The sequence below is a fragment of the Sphingomonas sediminicola genome (genome assembly GCF_049991885.1).
In the GTDB taxonomy this organism is placed as follows: domain Bacteria; phylum Pseudomonadota; class Alphaproteobacteria; order Sphingomonadales; family Sphingomonadaceae; genus Sphingomicrobium; species Sphingomicrobium sediminicola.
On the sequence record NZ_CP178916.1, the window covers coordinates 1,350,407 to 1,371,824 of the forward strand.

The 21,418-nt window shown below is 62.7% G+C and carries 22 protein-coding genes; 11 read left to right on the forward strand and 11 right to left on the reverse strand.

Features of this window, described 5'->3' with window-relative positions; translation table 11 throughout:
- Positions 1-20: 20 nt before the first annotated feature.
- Both ACMC5O_RS06990 and ACMC5O_RS06995 read left to right on the forward strand, forming a co-directional pair.
- The gene (locus tag ACMC5O_RS06990; protein WP_426693497.1) at positions 21-770 is read left to right on the forward strand and encodes a ThuA domain-containing protein; all 750 of its coding nucleotides are present in this window, start codon (positions 21-23) and stop codon (positions 768-770) included.
- Positions 767-2,023: a metal-dependent hydrolase family protein gene (locus ACMC5O_RS06995; RefSeq protein WP_187709374.1), complete on the forward strand. Its 1,257-nt coding sequence runs from the start codon at positions 767-769 to the stop codon at positions 2,021-2,023. Before ACMC5O_RS06990 ends, ACMC5O_RS06995 begins: the two co-directional genes overlap by 4 nt.
- On the opposite strand, the gene ACMC5O_RS07000 is transcribed toward ACMC5O_RS06995, so the two are convergent.
- The gene (locus tag ACMC5O_RS07000) at positions 2,020-2,295 is read right to left on the reverse strand and encodes a DUF167 domain-containing protein (RefSeq protein WP_187709373.1); all 276 of its coding nucleotides are present in this window, start codon (positions 2,293-2,295) and stop codon (positions 2,020-2,022) included. The genes ACMC5O_RS06995 and ACMC5O_RS07000 overlap by 4 nt on opposite strands.
- Positions 2,296-2,339: 44 nt before the next feature.
- On the opposite strand from ACMC5O_RS07000, the gene metC reads away from it, so the two are divergent.
- Positions 2,340-3,527 carry a cystathionine beta-lyase gene (gene metC / locus ACMC5O_RS07005; RefSeq protein ID WP_426693498.1) on the forward strand — a complete coding sequence of 396 codons (1,188 nt, stop codon included), beginning with the start codon at positions 2,340-2,342 and terminating at the stop codon, positions 3,525-3,527.
- Between the two features lie 63 nt (positions 3,528-3,590).
- On the opposite strand, the gene ACMC5O_RS07010 is transcribed toward metC, so the two are convergent.
- From ACMC5O_RS07010 to ACMC5O_RS07035, 6 genes are all read right to left on the reverse strand, one after another.
- Positions 3,591-4,022 carry an ExbD/TolR family protein gene (locus ACMC5O_RS07010; protein ID WP_187709372.1) on the reverse strand — a complete coding sequence of 144 codons (432 nt, stop codon included), beginning with the start codon at positions 4,020-4,022 and terminating at the stop codon, positions 3,591-3,593.
- 17 nt (positions 4,023-4,039) lie between these two features.
- On the reverse strand, positions 4,040-4,531 hold the full coding sequence (locus tag ACMC5O_RS07015) for an ExbD/TolR family protein (protein WP_187709371.1): 492 nt from the start codon (positions 4,529-4,531) through the stop codon (positions 4,040-4,042).
- Positions 4,532-4,608: 77 nt separating this feature from the next.
- Positions 4,609-5,430, reverse strand: a complete 822-nt coding sequence (locus tag ACMC5O_RS07020; RefSeq protein WP_187709370.1) for a MotA/TolQ/ExbB proton channel family protein — start codon at positions 5,428-5,430, stop codon at positions 4,609-4,611.
- Between the two features lie 50 nt (positions 5,431-5,480).
- Positions 5,481-6,140 carry an energy transducer TonB gene (locus ACMC5O_RS07025; protein ID WP_426693499.1) on the reverse strand — a complete coding sequence of 220 codons (660 nt, stop codon included), beginning with the start codon at positions 6,138-6,140 and terminating at the stop codon, positions 5,481-5,483.
- Positions 6,141-6,317: 177 nt separating this feature from the next.
- Positions 6,318-6,743 carry a dihydroneopterin aldolase gene (locus tag ACMC5O_RS07030; RefSeq protein WP_187709369.1) on the reverse strand — a complete coding sequence of 142 codons (426 nt, stop codon included), beginning with the start codon at positions 6,741-6,743 and terminating at the stop codon, positions 6,318-6,320.
- Positions 6,743-7,474, reverse strand: a complete 732-nt coding sequence (locus tag ACMC5O_RS07035) for an SDR family oxidoreductase (RefSeq protein WP_187709368.1) — start codon at positions 7,472-7,474, stop codon at positions 6,743-6,745. The genes ACMC5O_RS07030 and ACMC5O_RS07035 overlap by 1 nt, the downstream gene beginning before the upstream one ends.
- Positions 7,475-7,519: 45 nt before the next feature.
- Here ACMC5O_RS07035 and ACMC5O_RS07040 point away from each other — a divergent pair, with 45 nt between their 5' ends.
- The 4 genes from ACMC5O_RS07040 (at position 7,520) to ACMC5O_RS07055 (ending at position 10,818) form a co-directional block, all read left to right on the forward strand.
- The gene (locus ACMC5O_RS07040; protein ID WP_426693500.1) at positions 7,520-8,092 is read left to right on the forward strand and encodes a DUF1285 domain-containing protein; all 573 of its coding nucleotides are present in this window, start codon (positions 7,520-7,522) and stop codon (positions 8,090-8,092) included.
- Complete coding sequence (locus tag ACMC5O_RS07045; protein ID WP_426693501.1) at positions 8,089-8,670, forward strand: CoA pyrophosphatase; 582 nt, start codon at positions 8,089-8,091, stop codon at positions 8,668-8,670. Before ACMC5O_RS07040 ends, ACMC5O_RS07045 begins: the two co-directional genes overlap by 4 nt.
- A complete protein-coding gene (locus ACMC5O_RS07050; RefSeq protein ID WP_426693502.1) occupies positions 8,661-9,854 on the forward strand; it encodes a CCA tRNA nucleotidyltransferase in 1,194 nt (397 codons plus the stop codon). Before ACMC5O_RS07045 ends, ACMC5O_RS07050 begins: the two co-directional genes overlap by 10 nt.
- A 115-nt stretch (positions 9,855-9,969) precedes the next feature.
- Positions 9,970-10,818, forward strand: a complete 849-nt coding sequence (locus tag ACMC5O_RS07055; protein WP_187709366.1) for an outer membrane protein — start codon at positions 9,970-9,972, stop codon at positions 10,816-10,818.
- 196 nt (positions 10,819-11,014) lie between these two features.
- Here the strand turns inward: ACMC5O_RS07055 and ACMC5O_RS07060 are convergent, their stop codons facing one another.
- The 4 genes from ACMC5O_RS07060 to ACMC5O_RS07075 form a co-directional block, all read right to left on the reverse strand.
- Entirely contained in the window at positions 11,015-12,364 is a 1,350-nt protein-coding gene (locus tag ACMC5O_RS07060) for a L,D-transpeptidase family protein (protein ID WP_426693503.1), read from the reverse strand.
- Positions 12,365-12,504: 140 nt separating this feature from the next.
- A complete protein-coding gene (locus ACMC5O_RS07065) occupies positions 12,505-14,166 on the reverse strand; it encodes a putative bifunctional diguanylate cyclase/phosphodiesterase (protein WP_187709856.1) in 1,662 nt (553 codons plus the stop codon).
- A 163-nt stretch (positions 14,167-14,329) separates the two neighbouring features.
- The gene (gene parC, locus ACMC5O_RS07070) at positions 14,330-16,555 is read right to left on the reverse strand and encodes a DNA topoisomerase IV subunit A (protein WP_187709364.1); all 2,226 of its coding nucleotides are present in this window, start codon (positions 16,553-16,555) and stop codon (positions 14,330-14,332) included.
- 342 nt (positions 16,556-16,897) lie between these two features.
- Entirely contained in the window at positions 16,898-17,836 is a 939-nt protein-coding gene (locus tag ACMC5O_RS07075) for a LysR substrate-binding domain-containing protein (protein WP_187709363.1), read from the reverse strand.
- 154 nt (positions 17,837-17,990) lie between these two features.
- On the opposite strand from ACMC5O_RS07075, the gene ACMC5O_RS07080 reads away from it, so the two are divergent.
- The 4 genes from ACMC5O_RS07080 to purC all read left to right on the forward strand — a co-directional run bounded on the left by ACMC5O_RS07080 (position 17,991) and on the right by purC (position 21,416).
- Positions 17,991-18,185 carry a hypothetical protein gene (locus ACMC5O_RS07080; RefSeq protein ID WP_187709362.1) on the forward strand — a complete coding sequence of 65 codons (195 nt, stop codon included), beginning with the start codon at positions 17,991-17,993 and terminating at the stop codon, positions 18,183-18,185.
- 29 nt (positions 18,186-18,214) lie between these two features.
- Entirely contained in the window at positions 18,215-18,424 is a 210-nt protein-coding gene (locus ACMC5O_RS07085) for a hypothetical protein (RefSeq protein ID WP_426693504.1), read from the forward strand.
- Between the two features lie 101 nt (positions 18,425-18,525).
- Positions 18,526-20,550 carry a S9 family peptidase gene (locus ACMC5O_RS07090; protein WP_187709360.1) on the forward strand — a complete coding sequence of 675 codons (2,025 nt, stop codon included), beginning with the start codon at positions 18,526-18,528 and terminating at the stop codon, positions 20,548-20,550.
- 86 nt (positions 20,551-20,636) lie between these two features.
- On the forward strand, positions 20,637-21,416 hold the full coding sequence (gene purC, locus ACMC5O_RS07095) for a phosphoribosylaminoimidazolesuccinocarboxamide synthase (RefSeq protein ID WP_187709359.1): 780 nt from the start codon (positions 20,637-20,639) through the stop codon (positions 21,414-21,416).
- The last annotated feature ends 2 nt before the right edge of the window (positions 21,417-21,418 follow it).

The following is a 21,418-nucleotide window of genomic DNA, read 5'->3' on the forward strand; positions in this document are numbered from 1 at the left end:
CGCGTTGGGGAGTGAACCTGGTGAACTTCCGAGCCTTCTTGGCGCTGATTTTCTTTTTTCTGCTGGCCTCGCCCGGTTTTGCGGGCCCTCAGGCGAATGGCGCGATCCTGATTTACTCAGGCACGACCGGATATCGTCACGATTCCATACCAGCGGGCGTCAAGGCGGTCAGTGCCATGGCCGCGCGGCGCGGGCTCGCGGTGATCGCGTCGGAAGATCCGACGGTCTTTTCCGCGACCAACCTGAAGCGCTTCAAGGCGATCGTGATGCTCAGTTGCACGACCGATCCGAAGAAGCCGGATTCGGAATGGCTGGTCGGCGATCGCCGCGATGCGCTCCAGCAGTTCGTCCGCAACGGCGGTGGCATTGTCGCCATCCACGCCGCGGCGGACTCTCACTACAGCTGGCCCTGGTACGGGCGGATGATCGGCGGTCACTTCGCCCGTCATCCCACCGGCACTCCGAAGGGACGGGTCACCATCGTCGCCCCGTCGGATCCGGCCGTCCAGGGACTGCCGCGAACCGCCGACCGTACGGACGAATGGTATTATTTCGAGGACTATGACCCCGTTTCGAAGGTGCTGGTGACGCTCGATCCCACTTCGATCGGTGAAAAGGACATCAATCCCAACCCGATCTCGTGGACTCGCCAGATCAACGAGGGCCGCGTCTTCTACACGGCGATGGGCCACACGACCGAAAGCTATTCGGAGCCGTACTTCCTCAAGCATGTTGCGAACGGACTCGACTGGGTGTTGAGGCGCCGATGATCAGGAAATTGCTTCTCGCGGCATTGCTCGTGGGTGCGGCCCCGGCGCAGGCGGACACGCTCCTGCTCAAACCTGCCCGCGTGTTCGACGGCGTCAATGCGCAGCCTCACGAGGGTTGGTCGGTGCTTGTCGAGGGAGATCGGATCGCCGCCGCTGGGCCCGTGGTCGCGGCGCCCGCCAATGCCCGCGTCATCGAACTTCCGGGCGCGACCCTTATGCCGGGGATGATCGAGGGCCACTCACACCTCTTCCTCCATCCCTACAATGAAAAGCTCTGGGACGATCAGGTGCTCCACGAGCCGCTTGCTTTGCGAACCGCACGTGCCGTCGTCCACGCAGCGAAGACGCTCGACGCGGGCTTCACGACCGAACGCGACCTCGGCACCGAAGGCGCGGGCTTCGCCGACGCGGGCCTCCGCCAGGCGATCGACCAGGGCATCGTCCCCGGCCCTCGCCTCCTCGTTGCGACCAAGGCCATCGTTGCCCGCGGTGCATACGGGCCGAAAGGATATGAGCCGGGAATGGCGATCCCGCAGGGCGCCCAGGAAGTCAGCGGCGTCGAGGAAATTGTGCGCGCGGTTCGCGACCAGATCGCAGGGGGCGCAGATGTCGTGAAATTCTACGCCGACTATCACTGGGGCAAGGGCGAGCCGAGCCGCCCTACCCTGTCGCAGGCCGAGTTGAGCGCGGGCGTCGCGGCCGCTCACGATGCTGGGCGCTCCGTCGCCGTCCATGCGACGACGCCCGAAGGCATGCGCCGCGCCGCTCTCGCCGGTACGGACACGATCGAGCATGGTTATGGCGGCACCGAAGAGGTGTTCCGCCTGATGAAGCAGAAAAACGTCGCACTTTGCCCGACGCTCGCCGCCTCGGAAGCCTATGCACGCTACTTCGAGAAGTGGGACGGTCAGGAACCCGCACCGCAAAGCGTCCAGGAGAACCGCCACTCTCTCCAGCTGGCGAAGAAAGCCGGCGTACCGATCTGCATGGGCGGCGACGTCGGGGTCTATTCCCACGGGGAGAATTGGCTGGAGATGGATGCGATGCGGCGCGCCGGAATGCGCACCGCCGATGTGCTGGTTGCGGCCACGTCCGGAAACGCGGCGATATTCCATCTCACCGATCGCGGCTCGGTCGGCCCGGGGCTTCTCGCCGACCTGGTTGCAGTCGATGGCGACCCGACCCGCGACATCTCGATGGTTCGCAACGTGAAACTGGTGATCAAGGGCGGAAAAGTCGTCCGCGCGCCCTAATTGCCAAGCCTTCGCCTCACCTCGTCCGCATCGAGCGCCACGGCAATTCGCTTGTGCCGGCTCGCATGTCCGCTGACGATATCGACATCCGAACGCGGGACTCCGAGAGCCTTCGCCAGCAGCTTGATGACGGCCGAGTTCGCAGCGCCATCGGTGGGAGCCTCCGAGACGCGGACCTCCAGCTCTTCCCGCCCGTCGGTTCCGGCCCGCCAGCCGCCGAAGCCCGGATTTGCGGAACGCGGCGTCACTCGGACTGCAATCTGGCACGACAAGGTCAGCTTCCCCTTCCGAACGCGCTTGGGCTAGGTTGCAGTCGATGAGCGACAAGAAGCCGATGCATCCGGACACAAAGCTCGTTCTAGGCGGCCGGCGCAAGGAGTGGCTGCGCGGCATGGTCAACGTGCCGGTGTCGCGAACTTCGACGATCCTTTTCGATAGCGTCGAGGAAATCCACGCCGCCTATCCGCCCGAGGACGGTAGGCTCAGCTACGGACGCAACGGAACCTGGACCCAATGGTCGCTCGCCGAAGCGCTGACCGATCTCGAGCCGGGCGCTGCCGGGACGCGCCTGTTCCCCTCCGGATCCGCCGCGGTTTCGATCGCGCTGACCAGCGTTCTCGGTCCCGGCGACGAGCTTCTGATGGTGGACAGCGCCTACGGTCCGACACGCCATTTCTGCGACCGTGAACTCAAGCGGCTGGGCATCGCCACGCGCTATTACGATCCGGTCGCCACGCCAGAAGAGTTGGAGGCGATGATCTCTGACAAGACGCGGGCGATCTTCATGGAAAGCCCAGGCTCGCTGACGTTCGAGGTGCAGGACGTGCCCGCCATCTGCGCCATGGCGAAGAAGCGCGGACTCACCACCTTGCTCGATAACACCTGGGCGACGTCCTTTTTTTTCCCGGCGATCGCCAAGGGCGTCGATCTCGCGATCGTCGCTTGCACCAAATACATCTCCGGACATTCCGATCTGATGATGGGCGCAGTCACCGCAGCCCCGTCGCATTGGGAACGGCTGAGCCGGACGGGCCGAAGCTTCGGCCAGTACGTCAGTCCCGACGACGCCTACCTCGCCGCTCGCGGGCTTCGGACCCTCGGCGTCCGGCTTCGGCAGCATGAGCTCGGCGCCGTGAAGGTTGCTCACTGGCTGAAGGACCAGCCGCAGGTAGAGCGGATCATCCATCCCGCCTTCGCCGATTGTCCCGGCCACGAATTCTGGCGCCGCGACTTCCTGGGTTCATCAGGCCTGTTCGGTTTCGCCTTGAAGGGGGGCGGAGACGCAGCGCGCGACCGGCTGGTCGAGAGCCTGGAGCTATTCGGCATTGGCTACAGCTGGGGCGGATTCGAAAGCCTCGCCGTCCCGGCAGAGCCCGATCCCATCCGCACCGCATCCAAACGTGATTACGGCGGTCCGCTGGTGCGCCTTCACGTCGGTCTCGAGGATCCCGACGACCTCATCGCGGATCTGGCCCAGGCCCTTGCCATTCATCCAGCAAGCTGAGGCCTCAATACGAAAAAAGGCGGCCCAGAAGGGCCGCCTCAAGAGGGTAGACGGAAAGCCGCCTTAGAACTTCATATAGGCTTCGTTGCCCACGAAGCCCATCTTTTCGACGTGGGCTTTCTTCGTGATCGCAAGCACTTGATCAACTAGCTCGTAGCGGGCTTCCGGCTCCGGCTGCAGGTGCAGCTCGGGAATCGGCTGAATCTGCTGCGAGAGCTCGAGATACTGACGCAGCTGTTCCGGTTGCACTGGCGTACCGTTCCACAGGATCTGACCACCGGCCGTGATCACAACCTTGTTCTTCACAGGGTCGATCGGCGGCGGGGGCGTGTTCGGCTGATCGACCGGAAGGTCGAGCTTCACCGCGTGCGTCTGGATCGGAATGGTAATGATGAACATGATGAGGAGAACCAGCATGACGTCGATCAACGGCGTCATGTTGATATCCATCATCGGCTCGCCACTGGTGTTGTCACTGGTGGTTTGCATCGCCATGGCGATAAGCTCCTAAATTACAGGCGCGTCGTCGTGCCTTCACCCGCGGGCGGCTCGGAAATGAAGCCGACGCGAGCGAAACCAGCGCGTTGCATAGCAAACACCGCACCGCCGATGCAGCGGTAAGGTGTGTTGATGTCACCGCGAATATGCGCTTCCGGCATATTCTCCTCGGTGATGTTCTCAACGCCGCCAACGTCCCTGATCGTGTCCTCAAGCTTTTTAACGGCGCGCTGCAGCAGCTCGTCGGAATTCACCTTAGTGAGATTCCAATAGACTTCGCACGTTCCGCCCGGGCCACCGCGAACCGACAGGTTCACGTTTTCCGGCTTCGTCGTCGTGGCTTCGTACTTAACCTTCGGAAGCGAGACGGGAACCGTCTGCAACACGACGGGAACCGCGATGAGGAAGATGATCAGAAGCACCAGCATGACGTCCACGAGAGGCGTCACGTTGATGTCAGACATCGGCGTGTCTTCTTCACCTTCTTGGGAAACGCCCATAGACATAGCGTTTTGGCCTTCTTCAATTCAAAGTCGTCACGAGTCCGTGCCGGCACCGGCCGGCACGGGATCCCGTAGACAGATTAGACGCGGTCGGCCGTGGTGGTCGCACCGGTGCGCAGCGGCTCCTGCGTGCGAGCAGTGGCGGCAGCGGCCGTGCGGCCGGCGTCAGTCTTCGGAGCTGGGCCGCCAAGACGCGGCTTAACGCGGCCTTCCGACATCAGGTACCCGTGGAGGTCGTTCGTGAAGGCCGCGAGGTCCTCCATGATCGACTTGTTGCGGCGAACCAGCCAGTTGTAGGCAAGCACGGCAGGAACGGCGACGACCAGGCCGAGAGCAGTCATGATGAGCGCCTCACCGACCGGACCGGCGACAACGTCGATCGAAGCCTGACCCGACGCGCCGATCTTGATGAGCGCGCGGTAGATGCCGATGACGGTACCGAACAGACCGATAAACGGAGCGGTCGAACCGACGGTCGCGAGGAAGGCGAGACCTTCACCGAGACGGGCGCCGATGGCACCCTGGCTGCGGGCGAGGCTGTTGCCCATCCAGTCGTGACGGTCGATCGGGTCGGTCAGCTTGTCGTGCTGCTCCTGAGCGATCAGCGCGTCATCGACGATCGCGCGATAAGCGCTTCGCGTTTCGAGCTTGGTCGCGGCTTCGCGCAGGTTCGGAGCATTCCAGAAGCTGGCGCGGACCTTGCGGCCCTGGCTGATGATCTTCTGCTGCTGCATCAGCTTGGTGAACAGGATGTAGAATGAGAAAATCGACATACCGACCAGGATGATGAACACCGACCAGGCGATGACACCGCCCTGCTGAAGCGCCTCCCAAAGTCCGTAAGGATTCTTGTTGGCTGCAGGAGCTGCGGCAGCGGCTGCCGTAAGTGCGAGAATTGACATATCCGTCTACTTTCCTCTCGAAAAATTCGTTTCAAATCAGCGCCGAAAGCTTAGCCCTCGAGACGCCAGGTAATCCGCTTGCTGTAGGTATCCGGCATCGGCTGGCCATTGCTGCCCTTCGCCGGGCTGAATCGTGCGCGGCTGCGCAGGATCCGGCACGTCGCGTTATCAAGCGACCGCGAGCCGCTCGACGAGGTTACAGTGCAACCGCTGACGCGGCCGTCCGTACCGATATTCAATGAAACGCCAACCGTACCCTGCTCGTCGTTGCGCTGCGCATCGGCGGGATAGTCGTCCCCGCTGAACAGCGACTGGAGATCGCCGCGAGCACTCTGCGCCTTTGTGACGATCGCGGGCGGCGCCGGAGGGGCCGGCGGCGCGGGAGGCGCAGTCGGCGTAATCACTGGTGGCGGCGCTTCGCGAACCGTCTGAACGATCGGCGGCGGAGCAATGTTGGTACGAACGAGCGGCGGCGGCGCCACGACCTGCGGAGGTGTCTCCGGCTGGTCCGGCGGCGGCGGCGGCGGCTCTTCGGGTGGCGGCGGCTCCTCTTCGACGTCGAACGTCTTGAGGTCCTCGGCCGCCTTCTTGATCACATTGTAGGCAAGGCCCGTGACGATTGCATAACCGAGCAACGCATGGATCAGTGCCACGACCACGATCGCGACCGTGCGGTTGCCGCTAAGCTGTTTGTGTTGGGCGTATGACATTAACGCGCAATTCTCCTGGACACCGCATCAACTGGTTCAGACTAGGCGGCACCCCTGCACCAGGCCTGAGGAAGGGACGCCGTCCATGTATCAACGTAACATGGGCGACAAGCGCGCCTCCTTATATTCGGCTCAAGTGCGGCGCAACGGATTTTGTTCCACACTTGTCACATTGTCTCACCGCTCAGGCGCGCCGCCGCTGAACGAAGCGAGTTCGACGCCGACCGCACGAGCTTCCCGATAGACGTCCGGCTTCGACGTAACGACGCGCAACGCGCGCACTCCGCGCAGCGCGGCGACGCGGTCGTAAATTGCATGTGCCAGAGATTCCTGGAGATTATATCGGCGGGCATTCGCCAGCTCTTGAACCTGCTCGCGAAGGAAATCGTAATCCCACGCGAAGGCCGGATCGTCGCAGTCGGCGGGCGGAATATGATCCAGCCAGATTTCAACTGACACCAACAAACGCTGTGGAACCCCGACTTCGAAATCATGGAATCCGATGTCCGCCATGACTTCAAGCGAATCGAGAAAGATTCGCGCGGTTCGGGGCCGGAGCGCTTCCGGGACCAGTCCCTGAAGCTTGGGTCGTGTATCGCTCATTAGTCCTCCAGGAATTGGACGTCTCGCGCTGGCGGCGAAAACCGCTGTCCGCCATCGATCACGAGCACCTCTCCGGTCACCGTGGGAACAGAGACGAGATATCTGATCGCCGACATGACGTCGTCGGGCTCCACGCCCCGTTGAAGCGGGTTGCGGGAGTGAACACGCTCGTAGTTTTCGTCTGTTTGCCCCGCCGACCGAAGCATCAGTGCGGGCGCGATTCCGTTTACTCGGATTCCCAGCGAGGAAAGCGCTCGAGCGGACAATTCGGTGAAGCCGGCCAGCGCCTGCTTCGACAAGGTGTAGCTGAGGAAGTCGGGATTCGGCGCGGCCAGCTTCGAATCGAGCAGATTGATGATGAGGCCGTCGTCGCCATCGTGCCTTCGGGCGAATGCCTCGGTCAGCAAGATGGGAGCGCGCAGGTTTACCGCCATATGGGCATCTAGCTCTGCGGCGCTCAATGCACCGAAGTCGTCCCGAACAAATCGGGCGGCATTATTGATCAACAGCCGGACAGGCGGGAGACCGTCGGCCGCCGAGAAGATCGCCCGTCCACATTCAAGATCGCCCAAATCCGCGACGGCGCTCACTGCCCCAACCGGAACCTCGTCCCTCTCGTGATGAACGTGCGCGACGACGGTCCAGCCATCCGCAATGAGTGCCGAGGCGATGACCGCGCCAACGCGCTTGCCCGCTCCAGTAACGATTGCCGTTCGCGGCTTGCCCTTCATGGACGCCCTGTTGTCATCGCGAGCCCGCCGAAGCAATGACGAGCCGTGCCCGAAAGCCGTCCCCCTATCGAATTGCAAGGCGTCAGCCTCTCCGGTCTTCAGAACCTGATCGACGAGCGGCGGCTGCCTCCGGTCGAGCAATGGAACCCTGAGCGCTGCGGACATAGCGACATGCGCATCGCGCGCGACGGCACCTGGTACCATCAGGGCTCGCCGATCAACCGGCCGGCGATGGTCCGGCTGTTCTCGACGGTCCTCCGGCGCGAGCCTGACGGCAGCCACGTACTAGTGACCCCTGTCGAGAAGCTGGAAATCGATGTCGAGGCCACGGCCTTCCGGGCAGTTGAGATGCAGTCCGAAGGAGAAGGCCAGGATCGGCAGATTGCCTTCAGCCTGGACAGCGGCGACGCCGTTATCGCGGGTCCGGAGCATCCGATCAGCATTGTCGTATCGGAGCACGGCCCCTCGCCGCGCCTCGGGGTCCGCCACGGGCTCGAAGCCGAGTTATCGCGCGCGATCTACTACGAGCTCGCCGAAATCGCCCTTGCCGAGAATCACGATCCGCCCGGCGTATGGAGCGATGGAGAGTTCTTCCCGCTATCGCCGCCCGAAGCATGAGCCTGATTGACCGCCTGCGCGAGGCGCTTACGCAGCCTTCTGTGTTGCCTTTGCTTGAGGGCGACCTACCGGAGGAGCGTGCTCTCGCGTCGGTCCCAGCAGCGGTTCTCGTCGGCATTACAGACCGGCCGGACCCGGGAGTGATCCTGACCGTCCGCCGCGAGCATATGCGGACGCATGCCGGGCAAGTCGCCTTCCCCGGCGGCCGCATCGACCCGGGCGAAAACAGCGTCGAAGCCGCCCTTCGCGAGGCCTGGGAGGAACTTGGGCTCGATCCGGGGGCGGCCGAGATCGTGGGGGCGATCGATCCTTACCGCACCGTCACGGGCTATGTCGTGACGCCCGTGCTCGCCGTGGTTCAACCGGACCAGCCGCTGAGCCCCCACGAGCACGAGGTCGCCGACTGGTTCGAAGCGCCGCTTGGGTTCGTCCTCGATCCCACGAACCAGCAATACAAGAGCGCACTGTTCCAGGGCCGCGAGCGACACTACTACGAGATCATGTGGGGAGAGCGGAGGATCTGGGGGGCGACCGCGTCGATGATCGTGAACCTGTCGCGCAGGCTGCAATGGAACTGAGGATCAATGCGTCAAAGTGGCGCAGGAAGCGCGGCGTTTCGCGGCTCCTCGATGCCCTCGGCGCCGATCAGGGGCTGACCCGTTTCGTCGGCGGCGCCGTCCGGGACGACCTTCTGAACCTGCCGGTCAGCGACGTGGACCTTGCGACGAGGCTGAAGCCGGAAGAAGTCGTCGAGCGCCTCGAAGCCGCAAAGATTCGCGCGGTGCCGACCGGGATCGATCACGGCACCATAACGGCCGTCAGCAGCGGCAGCCCGTTCGAGATCACAAGCCTTCGCCGCGATGTCTCGACCGACGGCCGGCGCGCGACGGTCGCATTCACCGACGACTGGCAAGAAGATGCCGCGCGGCGGGATTTCACGATAAACGCGCTTTCGGCGGACCCGGTCACCGGCGACATTTACGACTATTTCGATGGCAAGGAGGATTTGCTTGCCCGTCGAGTGCGGTTCATCGGCGATCCTCTCGAGCGCATCGCCGAAGACCATCTTCGCATCCTCCGATTCTTCCGGTTTCACGCGCGCTTCGGTGAGGGCGATCCGGACCCGGAAGCACTTGTGGCCTGCACGAGCCGTGCAAACGACTTGATGGCTTTGTCGCGCGAACGGATTGCCGATGAGATTCTCAAGCTGCTCGCAGTCGAGAACCCGGCAGCAACGGTGAAGGTCATGCTCGATCGAGATATCCTGCGGCCCGTCGTCCCCGAAATTGAGCGACCTGCGCTGGCGAGACTGGAATCACTCGTCGAAGCGGAGCGTAAAGCCCGCATGAAGCCCGACCCGCTCAGGCGTCTCGCCTCGCTATTGCCTCGCGATCCCGAGGTTTCGGGGCAGGTTGCCGCGCGGCTGAAGCTCTCCAACAAGGCACGCAAGCGACTCGCCTGCGCCGCTAGTGAAGAGATCCCCGCGAAAGTCCGCGAGCTTGCGTATTATAATGGCGCGGAATGTGCGGCGGATCGGCTGCTGCTGGCTGGAAAGGCCGATCTCGCCGCCGGCATCGCCCATTGGGACGCGCCTAAGCTACCGATCAGCGGCGGCATGCTTATTCAACGCGGACTTCCCAAAGGTCCCGTGGTCGCGAAGACCTTGCAGGCCATCGAGCGGCAATGGGTGGTACAAGATTTCCCTCAAGGCGCGGAATTCGAGCGGATCGTCGACCAGGCCCTTTTGTCCACGCGGGGCTGATGCAAGTCGTGTCGTAAATGCAACACCGGTGGCGCGAGACCGCCATCCTGTTGCGCCGCCACATATTCCGATGCATGACCGACCCAGCCCAACTTGGCCAAAAAGGGGTCTTTTCATGCGTAAATTATTGCTTGCTGCGGTCGCGACCGTGGCAATCGCCTCACCGGCAGCCGCCCGCGACGGCTCCGGCTATGTTGGCGTCGAGCTCGGTGGAATGCTCGCCGAAGACACGAAGCTCGACTTCGACGACGCTGCCACTCATATCAACAATGCGATCGCACCCGACTACGACACGGGGTTCGATGGCGACCTGATTGGCGGTTACGACTTCGGGATGCTCCGCGCGGAGGGTGAACTCGGTTACAAGCGCGCCAGCATCAACGAGGTGGTGCTCGGCCCGGGTGCTTGCACCAACATCAATAATTGCATTCTCGATGCTGACGGCCGCGGAAGCGTACTTTCGGCTATGGCAAACCTGCTGCTCGACTTCGGCGACGACAATGGCGTTACCGGCTACCTCGGTGCGGGTGTCGGCATGGCTCGAGTCAAGATCTCGACCGATTTCTCGGGCACCTTTCCGACGATCCCGGCAACGGGTTTAGGGTTCAGCGATTCTGACTCGGCTCTTGCCTGGCAGTTCATCGCTGGCATCCGCACGGCGGTAAGCGACAACATCGACGTTGGTGTGAAGTATCGCTTCTACAACACGCGCGAGCTTAAGTTCGCCGACAGCGATTCGCAGCTCACGGGTCACTGGCGTTCGCACAGCCTGTTGGCGAGCCTGATCTACAACTTCGGTGCAGCTCCGCCGCCTCCTCCGCCTCCTCCGCCGCCACCCCCGCCGCCTCCGCCGCCTCCGGCGACGCAGACGTGCCCGGACGGCTCGGTTATCCTGGCGACCGAGGCTTGCCCGGTTCCGCCGCCACCGCCACCGCCTCCGCCGCCCGCTCCCGAGCGCGGCTAAGCGTCAGGCGAACAGAAAGAGGCCGGTCCGGGGAAACCCGGGCCGGCTTTTTCTTTGTCTGAACATGGCGCGGAACGCGGCGCGGCTAGCGACGAACTCGGAGCGCTCTGACGACAGGGCGCCGGTTGGTCCGTCAGTCGAAACGGCCTTGGGGGCACCAAGAGGCCAGACCGGTCTTCAAAAGGCTTTGCGCGGATCAGTTGGCGGCGCGTGCGGCCGGGCTGATGTAGGTCGACGCGACCTGCGCACCGGGCTGGTCCCAGCCATATTCGTCCTTCACCCATGCAATCTGTCCGCCGCTGGTCGGCTGCGCAGTCAGGTAGGTGATGTAGATTGGAACGCCGCGTGGCAGCTGAACCTGAATCTCGGGCGTCGTTCCCGGGGGGCTCGGTTCACGGCCGAGCAGCCAGCGACCGAAGCGCTGAGCGTCCTCGAGACGGACGCAGCCGTTGCTGCGAGCGCGGTTCGCAAGGCTAAACGGCCCCTTCTCGGGGGTATCGTGCAGGTAGATGTCCTGCGGATTGGCGAACGGATATTTCAGCTGAGCCATGAAATTCTTGGGGCCCGGGTCCTGCCGAACGCGCACGTGTGTCTTGCCCGCCGCGACATCTTTCCAGTTCACGCTTTCAAAGGGAACGGTCGCTGAATTCGCCGACCAATCCGCCATCACCTGATAACCCATGCTGTCGAAATACTTCTTGCCGCCGGCCAGTGTCTTCGCGGCGATCGGCCCCTTCACCAGATGGTCGGGCGCGTTCCAATATGGGTTGTAGGTGATGTAATACATCACGCTGGCAATCATCGGCGTGGGCAATTTTGTATCGCCGACGATGACCTTCATCGAATCTACCGGAGCACCGTTTTCGTACATGAAGAGGCGCTGCGACGCGACGTCGACAAGCACGAAGCGGCCCCGCGACGGAATCGACCGCGCGCGTTCCAAATTAGCCAGGATCTTGGGATCCGGCGTCATCGTTCCAGCCGCTTGCATTCGCGCCCATTCCGCGTCTCGAATTCCCGAATAGATAGGATTCACCGCGGCGACCGAGCTGATGTACGCTTCCAGCGAGGGAGCGGCTGCGGCGCCCAGCAGAATCTGGTCGGTGCGACCACCCTGCGGCTTTAGCACTTCGTACTGATAGATCATGCCCGGCGTCGGCCGCTTGATCGTCTGGACGTAGAGGACCCAGGCCGAAGACATCAGCTGCTCGGCCGCGTCGACTGCCGCCGGATTGCCGTTCGTCGACCGCATCGCCGCCTCGATCTGGTCGGCCAGCTGCGGACCCGAACCGAGGCCATCCAGCGGCGAACGCCGAAGAATCTGCACCAGCTGAGTGGCGGCAACGGTGGGTGCACCGTTCCGGAACCAGATCGGCTTCATCTTGTACTGGTTATAGATGGCTGCCACGGATCCCGCCGTCGGGAGCGCGAGGGCCTGCGTGGCCGCGACTGGAACCGCCGCCTGGTCGGCAGCAACAGCGGCTCCCGGCGCAACAAGCGCAGCTGCGGACGCAAAGGTGATCGATTTCAAAAAGCTAATACTCACGATGTCCCTCTACCCAGCCCTAGCTGAACAATGCCCGTATGGTGTCGGAGGTTCAACTTTTTGACCCCCTCACGCAATTACGCAGACTGACTGTGTACTCGTGAACACAGCATTGCGGGGCGGATTTCAAGTGCCGGCGACTAGTGGCGCTTGCGGGATTTCCAGTATTCGAGCGCTGCCTCTGCCTCCAGCGGTTTGGCGAAGTAGAAGCCCTGCCCGCTTGCACATCCCAGCGTCGCCAGCGTCGTTGCAAGCTCGACGGTCTCGATGCCCTCGGCCGTCGTGGACATGCCGAGCGCATCGGCCAGGCTAAGCACGGCGCGGACGATCGCCACGCTGTCGGGATCGACCATCATGCCGGTGACGAAGCTGCGGTCGATTTTCAGCACGTCGATCGGCAGCCGCTGGAGATAGGCGAGGCTCGAATAGCCGGTGCCGAAATCGTCCATCGCGACCGTTGCGTCGAGCGACTTCAGTGCGTCGAACACACGGGTCGCGCGTGCGGGGTCTTGCACGATCGAGCTCTCGGTGAGTTCGAGGGTGAGGCGATCGCCTTTCAGTCCGCTCGACTTCAGGGCGCTCGAGACGACGGCTGCAATGTCGTCCCGGGCGACCTGAATCGCGGAAAGGTTCACGCCAACGTAAAGCGGTAGCGGCTCGCCGGCCTTGCGGTCCCAGTCTGCCAGCGTGTCCGCGGCGGTGTGCATCGCCCAGCGGCCTAGCTGCAGGATGAGCCCCGATTCCTCGGCGACGGGAATGAACTCCGTCGGACTGATCTCGCCGCGATCCTCATGCTCCCAGCGCGCGAGAGCTTCGAAACCCGCGACTTGGCCGGACTTGAGGTCGATGAGCGGCTGGTAAAACAGCTTCAGCTGGTCCTTGTCGAGTGCGCGACGCAGCTCCGTCTCGATCGAGAAGCGTCGGCGAGCTTCGCTGGCCTGCCTCGCTTCGTAGACTTGCGGTTTGCCGACCTGCTTCGCTTGCTTGACTGCGAACTGAGCGTTGCGGAACAACTCTTCGGCGTCCTGCCCCGCAGTCATCAGCGCGAGCCCGATGGCGCATTCGACGCGGATCTCTAGGTCCGAGATCTTGAACGGAGCCGCCAACACCTCCTGGATGCGATCGGCCGCTGCGAGAGCGTCGACAACGCCGCGGCGCAAGGTCACCAATACGCCGAATTCATTGCCCCCCGTGCGCGCCAGCACGTCGCCGCCACGAAGCGCGGACATCAACCTGCGAGCGAAGGTGATCAGAAGCTCGTCGCCGGCGAGGCTGCCCATGCTCTCGTTGATCCGCGAGAAGCGCAGCATGTCGACGACAAGGACGGCATGCTCGACGTCACGCTTTCCGTCGTGGTCGAGTTGCTCAACCTTTTCCGTAAAGGCGAGGCGGTTGGGCAGGCCTGTAAGGCTGTCGCGCAGCATTTCGGCGCGCAGCGAGCGTTCCGCCTGCGCTTCGACCGTGCGGTCGACGAGGCTCAGCAGGCAGCGAGGGAATGAACCCTTGCCTTGCGGCAATGGCGCAAGTTTCATTTTGAAATAGCGGGCCGAAACGCCCTCACCGTCGCGGAAATCCAGCTCCCCGGGCGACGAGAAATCACCAAAGAATTCGCGAAGGACCTCGGCGATCGCGCCATCCTTCAAACAGTCCGCATCATTCCAGTCGATTGCCCTGCAGGTCGACAGCTCGACGGTTTCCATGAACCGGTCGTTATAATCGAGGACTTTCAGGCAACCGTCCTGATCGCCGATCACGGCCGCAGCGATGGGCAATGCGCCGAGCAATGCCGCATCGTCACCCATCGCGAGGTGCGCCTTAGCATGGTGATTTTCCCCCTGCCGACCGGTTTTGCGGTTCGGCAGGCGGTTGACTGCAGCCTGCATAGAAGCCGGTTTACGGCGAGTAGGTTAATTCGGAGTATCCGGCGCAGAGGTAAACCGAGTTAACCCTGGTTAATATTGTCGGTCAGTCGAACTTGTTCGAGCGGGGAAAACCGATAGGTGGCATCCGCCCAGCCGCACCGCGCGCTGCGCGCCACGGGCTCAGGTCCGTTTCGGTGCGGGTTCGACCGCTTTCGCCACCCAGCGCCCAGCTCAGGCCGTCGGTGAGCCGGAATGCGATCACATCGGAGAGACCGCCGTCGCGGTATCGTTGAAGCGTTACGCCCTGTCCGCGTGCGAGCTCGGGCAATTCCGAGATCGGGAACACGAGCATCTTGCGGTTCTCGCCCACGACACTGACTGCATCGGCACCTTCCGGAACCTGGCGAACGACCGCGACCCTCGCGCCCGATCGCAAGTTGACGAGTTGCTTACCCTTGCGGGTCTCCGCGAGCGTGGCCTCGCCGCTCGTTAGGAAGCCCTTTCCGTCGCTGGAAGCGATCAGCAGCTTCGTGTCGGCCCGGATCACCATTAGCTCAACGATATCGACCTCCGCGTCGAGGTCGATCGAAAGCCGCACTGGCTCGCCGAAGCCACGCCCGCCGGGAAGCTTGTCGCCGCCGAGCGTGTAGACACGGCCATTGGCGGCGAAGAGCGCCAGCCGGTCGGTCGTCTGCGCATGAAAGATCGTATCGAGCGCATCGCCTTCGCGGAATTTCAGCGTCTCGGCGTCGTCTAGTGCGACGTGGCCGCGCATAGCCCGGATCCAGCCACGCTGCGACAGGATGACGGTGATCGGCTCCTTCTCGATCATTGCCGACCAGTCGATCTCCCGTGTCGCAGCGACTTCCTCGATGCGCGTGCGGCGATAGTCCCCGAACTGCTGCTTCAGGGCTTCAAGATCCTTCTTGAGGCGCCGCCGCTGGCGAGGGAACTCGGCGACCAGCTTGACCAACTCTTCCCGTTCCTTCGCGAGCTTCTCGCGCTCGCGACCGATTTCCATCTCCTCGAGCCGGCGGAGCGAGCGCAGCCGCATGTTGAGGATCGCTTCGGCCTGGCGGTCCGAGAGCGAGAACTCCGTCATCAGCACGGGCTTGGGCTCGTCCTCAGTGCGAATGATCTCGATAACCCGGTCGAGGTTGAGGAAGGCGATAAGGAAGCCGTCAAGGAGCTCCAGACGGTCGTCGATCTTTCCAATGCGGACCTGGCTCTTGCGGACCAGCACTTCGATCTGAAACTTGAGCCAGGCCGAGAGAGCCTCCTTGAGACTCATCACCACCGGCGTGCGGTTCTCGTCGAGCACATTGAGATTGAGCGGAAACCGCACCTCAAGATCCGTTAGCCGGTAGAGGCTCTCTTCCAGGAGCGCGGCGTCAACGGTTCGAGCGCGCGGCTCGAGGATGATGCGCAGATCGTCGGCACTTTCATCCCGCACGTCCGCGAGGATCGGCAGCTTCTTTTCGCCGATCAGTTCGGCAATTTGCTCGATGAGTTTGCTCTTCTGAACGCCGTACGGAATCTCGGTGACCAACAAGTGCCAGCCGCCGCCCTTCTCGGCGACCTTCTCAACGGTCGCGCGAAGGCGGAAAGAACCGCGGCCACTGACATAGGCGCGTTCGATCGTTTGCGGATCGTCAACGAGCTTGCCGCCGGTCGGGAAATCCGGACCCTTTACGATCTGCAGGATGTCGCGATCGTCGGTCTTGGGCTCCTCAATCAACTTGATCGCGGCCTCGATCAGCTCGCTTACATTGTGCGGCGGGATAGAGGTCGCCATGCCGACCGCAATGCCGCTCGCTCCATTGGCGAGCAGGTTCGGGAACAGGCCGGGGAAGACTTCGGGCTCTTCCTCTTCGCCGTTGTAGGTCGGGCGGAAGTCGACCGCTCCTTCGTCGATGCCGGCCATTAGAGCCATGGCGACGGGCGTCAGCTTGGCCTCGGTGTAGCGATAGGCAGCGGCGTTATCGCCGTCGATGTTGCCGAAATTCCCCTGTCCGTCGACCAGCGGATAACGAAGCGCAAAATCCTGCGCGAGGCGGACCATGGCATCGTAGACGCTCTGGTCCCCGTGCGGGTGGTATTTGCCGATAACGTCGCCGACGACACGGGCGCTCTTCTTGTACGCGCCGGCCGGATCGAGCCTCAGGAGACGCATCGCCCACAAGAGGCGCCGATGGACCGGCTTCAGGCCGTCTCGGACGTCCGGAAGCGAACGCGCGGTGATCGTTGAGAGGGCGTAGACGAGGTAACGCTCCGACAGAGCGGCGTCGAATGGGGTATCGATGACGGAGGATTCTGAATTCGGGTCCATCCGCCACGCTTAGCAACGGGATCGGACCGCCGTCACCCGTTAAGCGGCAATTGCGAGCGAACTTTTGATCGTTGCGGAGTCGAATTGAACCGCCTTTTCATTCGATGATACAAACGGCTATCGCCGGGGGGCGCAGGATTGGAAGCTTATCGAGTCTATTGTCTCGACGGGGCCGGAAAAGTTTGGGCCGCCGAATGGATTGACGCCGCGGATGACGCTGCGGCGCTCGAATCCGCTCGGCGTTTCAACCAGGCCGTGCACTGCGAGGTATGGCTAGGTCAGCGACTTGTCGGCCGTGTCGAACCCGATCGAAGAGACGACCAGGGCGACGACTAGCGCAGCTCAGATCTCCATCGCCGCGTCTGAAAGAGCGGGTTGCCTCGCCTCTTCCATGACCGCGAGCAGCCATTCACGGAACCGCTTCACCTTGGGCACCATGCGCCGCTCCGGAGGGAGCACCAGCCAATAGGCCCAACCGCGCGCCGAAATGCTCTCCGGGAACGGGACCACCAGACGCCCGGCCGCGACGTCGCCTTGCCACAGGAACGGTGTCAGCAGCGCGAAGCCCTGCCCCGCCATCGCCGCATGACCTTCGTTCGCCTGGTTGTCGAGGCGAATGCCGGGACGCCTAAGGGCTTTCTCGTCGGGAGCAACGCCATTGTCGCAGAACCATTGCTGCCACCAGTCGTCGCCCGGATTGATGATGTGCGCGGTCGGCATGTCCGACGGCTGCAGCTTCCGGCCCAACTTGCGCTCTTCGGCGGCCAGGCACTCCGGGCTCGCCATCGGCGTGAACTGGGACTCGAAAAGCTTATGGGTCTCGAGACCCGGCCAGTGACCGGGGCCTGCACGTATAGCGATATCTGCGTCGCCGGCTTTCAGGTCGACGATGTCGTTGCTGGTCGACATGCGAACGGCAAGCTCCGGGTGAGCCATCTGGAATGCGCCGAGCCGCCACGCCAGCCAGGTGTTCGCAAACGTATGGGTGGTCGTGATCGTCAGTAGGCTTTCGTCCTCCTCGCGCTGGGTCGTGAAAGCCGCCTCGATAGAGTCGAAGGCCTGGCTTAGCGTCGGAAGAAGCCGGTGGCCCAGCGGGGTGAGCCGGGCGCGTCCACGTTCTCGCACGAACAGTGGAGCACCGAGCCGCTCTTCCAATGCTTTAACCTGATACGAGACGGCGGCTTGCGTCAGCCCGAGCTCGGCCGCAGCAGCGGTGAAGCTCTCATTGCGGGCTGCGGCTTCAAAGGCCCGAACGGCAGCGAGGGGTGGCAGGCGTCGCATCCGTTTACATAAGCCCAGCTTATGCCCTTTGTCGAGGCTTTGATTGGCCCCGAAACGATCGAATCCGTAGATAGATCACAAGCCGCCGCCGGACCAAATGGGATCCTCTCCCCAACCCCCCGAACCGGCGGCGGCGAAAAAGGAGGACGCAAACATGGCTTATGGACTCAATCCACGCCTGTTCGTCGAGAACGGGCCCGCGCTCCAGGCGGCCGCAGCACATTCGCGGAGCTCCAGCGACGCGTTCCGTGCTTGGGCCGGACTCGATGCCGAGCACCGCCTCGAACTGATCGAGAAGGCGCTCAAGGAGGCCGCGAACGACAGCAGCGAGCTGCCGATCGCGCTCTAAACAGAAGGAACGAGGAAAGGGTGATCACCATGATCGATGAAATTTTCGACCGCCAATACCAGTCCGGTCGCAACGAATTGAATGCTGGTCTCGACCGGCTGTTCGCCACGATCGGTCGCGAAGTCAGCAAGAGCCTTGCCGCTGTGCACCGCTTCGAATGGAACGCCCCCTGGCTCGCAACGTCACGCCTTCGAAGGATGTCGGATGAGCGTGATGCAATGGTGAGGAACGCGGACTAGCACGCGCCGCGTTCCTCACTGTGTTTAATTCAGATTAAGAAAGACTCGCCTCCCCAAGATCTTGAGTGCAGAATTCGCCCCATCAATCTGAGGGGGCATTCATGCGAACAGCGATCCGAGTAACGTTTCTTGCGTCAGCGTTCGTCACTTCATCGACGCTCATTGCAGCCGAGCCTTCCGACCCGCCGCTGATAGAGCGGACCAAGCTCTTCGGAAATCCGGTCAAGGCCTACGGCCGCATCTCTCCCGACGGAAAATGGCTGAGCTTCACCGCTCCGCGCGACGGCGTCCTCAATATCTGGGTAGCACCTGTCGACAATATCGATGCCGCCAAGCCGCTCACGAACGAGCGTGAGCGCCCAATCCGCTCATATTTCTGGACCCCGGATTCGAAACAGATTCTGTTCATCCAGGACAAGGGCGGCGACGAGAACTTCCTGCTCTATGGAGTGGATGTCGCGACCGCAAAGCAGACCACCCTCACGCCGTTTAAGAAGACTCGCGCGGAAGTCGTTGGCATCTCGAGCCGGCATAAGGACCGGATCCTCGTCGGCCTGAACAACCGCGATCCCAAATGGCACGACGTTCACAGCCTGAACCTCAAGACCGGCAAGCTCACGCTCGTGCAGCGCAACACCGGCTACGGCGGCTTCCTTGCCGATAACGACCTTCATTTGAGGATGGCATTGAAGTCCCGCGACGACGGCGGCATGGACTATTACCGAATCTCCAACGGGAAGATCGAAACCAAGCCGTTCGCGACCGTTGGCCTCGAAGACGCGCTGACGACAAATCCCGCCGGATTCACCGCCGACAACAAGACGCTCTACTGGATCGACAGCCGCGGCAGGAACACGGCGGCCCTTATCGCTCAGGATGTCGCGAGCGGAGAAACGAAGGTTATCGGCGAAAGTCCGAAGGCCGACATCAGCGGCACGCTTACGAATCCGAAGACCCTTCAGGTCGAGGCTTATCAGGCGGAATATCTGAAGCCGGAATGGAGCGCGCTGGACAAGGACATCGGCGCCACGCTCGAATGGCTGAAGTACAAGCTGGGCGCTTCGCCGAACGTCCAGGCGAGGACCGACGCGGACGATAAGTGGATCGTCAGCGCGGACAAGGTCGTCGAGCCTTCCGCTGTCTATCTGTTCGACCGCAAGGCCGGGACCCTGACCAAACTGTACACCGGCCGTCCCGAGCTCGTCGGCGCTCCGCTCGTCCCGATGTGGCCAGTCGAGATCAAGGCTCGCGACGGGCTGACCCTGCCGAGCTACTTGACGCTTCCGGCCAGCGCCGACGCCAATCGCGACGGCAAGCCGGATCGCGCCGCTCCGATGGTGTTGTTCGTCCACGGCGGACCTTGGGCGAGGGACGAGTTCGGCTACAATCCCTACCACCAGTGGCTCGCCAACCGCGGCTATGCCGTCCTCTCCGTCAATTACCGGGCCTCCACCGGCTTCGGTAAGGAGTTCCTGGCGGCCGGGAACCTGCAATGGGGCAAGAAGATGCACGACGACTTGATCGACAGCGTCGATTGGGCGGTCGCGAATGGCGTCACCACGCCCGACAAGGTCGCGATCATGGGCGGGAGCTATGGAGGCTATGCGACCCTTGCAGGCCTGACCTTCACTCCGGACAAGTTCGCGTGCGGCGTCGATATCGTCGGGCCGTCGAACCTGTTCACGCTGCTCGAGACCATTCCGCCCTATTGGGAAGCCTTCAAGCAGCAATTCTATCAGCGGATGGGTGATCCGACGACCGAAGCAGGTCGAGCGCTCCTGAAGGAAGTGTCTCCGTTGACCTATACGGACCGGATCAAGAAGCCGCTCCTGATTGGCCAGGGCGCGAACGATCCTCGCGTGAACAAGCGGGAGTCCGACCAGATCGTGGACGCCATGAAGGCGAAGAACATTCCCGTTACCTACGTCCTCTTCCCTGACGAGGGCCACGGCTTTGCCCGACCAGCCAACAACATCGCGTTCAATGCGGTCGCCGAAAACTTCCTCCAGCCATGCTTGGGAGGCCGCGCAGAGCCCATCGGAGATGGGTTGAAAGGCTCCACCATCCAAGTGCTCAACGGAAGCAAGTATGTGAACACGCTCGATCAGTCGTTAGCCAGCAAGTAACGCAACTCTGCTTGATTGCGGGAGGGGGACGGCTCGCCTATAGCCGCCCCTCCCCGATCCCCGGGGGGTGGAGTAAAGCGACAGCAATGGCCCGGCGCCGCCAGATCTATGAAGGCAAGGCAAAGATCCTTTACGAGGGTCCCGAGCCCGGCACGCTCATCCAGTACTTCAAGGACGACGCGACCGCGTTCAACGCGCAGAAGCGAGGGACGATCAGCGGCAAGGGCGTTCTCAACAACCGCATTTCAGAGCACATCTTCCTCGCGCTGCAGACGATCGGAGTTCCGACGCACTTCATCCGCCGAGTGAACATGCGCGAGCAGCTCATTCGCCAGGTCGAGATCGTCCCGATCGAGGTCGTCATCCGCAATGTCGCTGCGGGGTCGCTGACGAAGCGCCTCGGCATTGAGGAGGGCACGCAGCTCCCGCGGACGATTATCGAATATTATTACAAGGACGATGCGCTCGGCGATCCAATGATCTCCGAAGAGCATATCGCCTGCTTCGGCTGGGCCAGCCAGGAAGAGATGAACGACATCGCTGACATGGCGATCCGCGTGAACGACTTCCTCAGCGGCATGTTCGCCGCGATCGGCATCCGCCTGGTCGATTTCAAGCTGGAATTTGGCCGGGTGTGGGACGGCGACTATGCCCGCATCATCCTCGCTGACGAGATCAGCCCGGACGGCTGCCGACTGTGGGACGTCAAGTCGAACGAGAAGCTCGACAAGGACCGCTTCCGCCAGGATCTCGGCGGCGTCGAGGAAGCCTATCAGGAAGTCGCGCGCCGCCTCGGCCTGCTGCCGGCCGACGACGAGACGTCGGTCCTCGATTTCGACCAGCACCGCAAGAAGCGGGGCAAGTAGGC

What these genes read in the sequence shown, in the direction of transcription:
- ACMC5O_RS06995 (WP_187709374.1), top strand. Translation starts at nt 767, where the DNA reads ATGATCAGGAAATTGCTTCTCGCGGCATTGCTCGTGGGTGCGGCCCCG.
- metC (WP_426693498.1), top strand. Translation starts at nt 2,340, where the DNA reads ATGAGCGACAAGAAGCCGATGCATCCGGACACAAAGCTCGTTCTAGGC.
- ACMC5O_RS07010 (WP_187709372.1), bottom strand. Translation starts at nt 4,022, where the DNA reads ATGGCGATGCAAACCACCAGTGACAACACCAGTGGCGAGCCGATGATG.
- ACMC5O_RS07015 (WP_187709371.1), bottom strand. Translation starts at nt 4,531, where the DNA reads ATGTCTATGGGCGTTTCCCAAGAAGGTGAAGAAGACACGCCGATGTCT.
- ACMC5O_RS07020 (WP_187709370.1), bottom strand. Translation starts at nt 5,430, where the DNA reads ATGTCAATTCTCGCACTTACGGCAGCCGCTGCCGCAGCTCCTGCAGCC.
- ACMC5O_RS07025 (WP_426693499.1), bottom strand. Translation starts at nt 6,140, where the DNA reads ATGTCATACGCCCAACACAAACAGCTTAGCGGCAACCGCACGGTCGCG.
- ACMC5O_RS07030 (WP_187709369.1), bottom strand. Translation starts at nt 6,743, where the DNA reads ATGAGCGATACACGACCCAAGCTTCAGGGACTGGTCCCGGAAGCGCTC.
- ACMC5O_RS07035 (WP_187709368.1), bottom strand. Translation starts at nt 7,474, where the DNA reads ATGAAGGGCAAGCCGCGAACGGCAATCGTTACTGGAGCGGGCAAGCGC.
- ACMC5O_RS07045 (WP_426693501.1), top strand. Translation starts at nt 8,089, where the DNA reads ATGAGCCTGATTGACCGCCTGCGCGAGGCGCTTACGCAGCCTTCTGTG.
- ACMC5O_RS07050 (WP_426693502.1), top strand. Translation starts at nt 8,661, where the DNA reads ATGGAACTGAGGATCAATGCGTCAAAGTGGCGCAGGAAGCGCGGCGTT.
- ACMC5O_RS07055 (WP_187709366.1), top strand. Translation starts at nt 9,970, where the DNA reads ATGCGTAAATTATTGCTTGCTGCGGTCGCGACCGTGGCAATCGCCTCA.
- ACMC5O_RS07065 (WP_187709856.1), bottom strand. Translation starts at nt 14,166, where the DNA reads ATGGGTGACGATGCGGCATTGCTCGGCGCATTGCCCATCGCTGCGGCC.
- parC (WP_187709364.1), bottom strand. Translation starts at nt 16,555, where the DNA reads ATGGACCCGAATTCAGAATCCTCCGTCATCGATACCCCATTCGACGCC.
- ACMC5O_RS07075 (WP_187709363.1), bottom strand. Translation starts at nt 17,836, where the DNA reads ATGCGACGCCTGCCACCCCTCGCTGCCGTTCGGGCCTTTGAAGCCGCA.
- ACMC5O_RS07080 (WP_187709362.1), top strand. Translation starts at nt 17,991, where the DNA reads ATGGCTTATGGACTCAATCCACGCCTGTTCGTCGAGAACGGGCCCGCG.
- ACMC5O_RS07085 (WP_426693504.1), top strand. Translation starts at nt 18,215, where the DNA reads ATGATCGATGAAATTTTCGACCGCCAATACCAGTCCGGTCGCAACGAA.
- ACMC5O_RS07090 (WP_187709360.1), top strand. Translation starts at nt 18,526, where the DNA reads ATGCGAACAGCGATCCGAGTAACGTTTCTTGCGTCAGCGTTCGTCACT.
- purC (WP_187709359.1), top strand. Translation starts at nt 20,637, where the DNA reads ATGGCCCGGCGCCGCCAGATCTATGAAGGCAAGGCAAAGATCCTTTAC.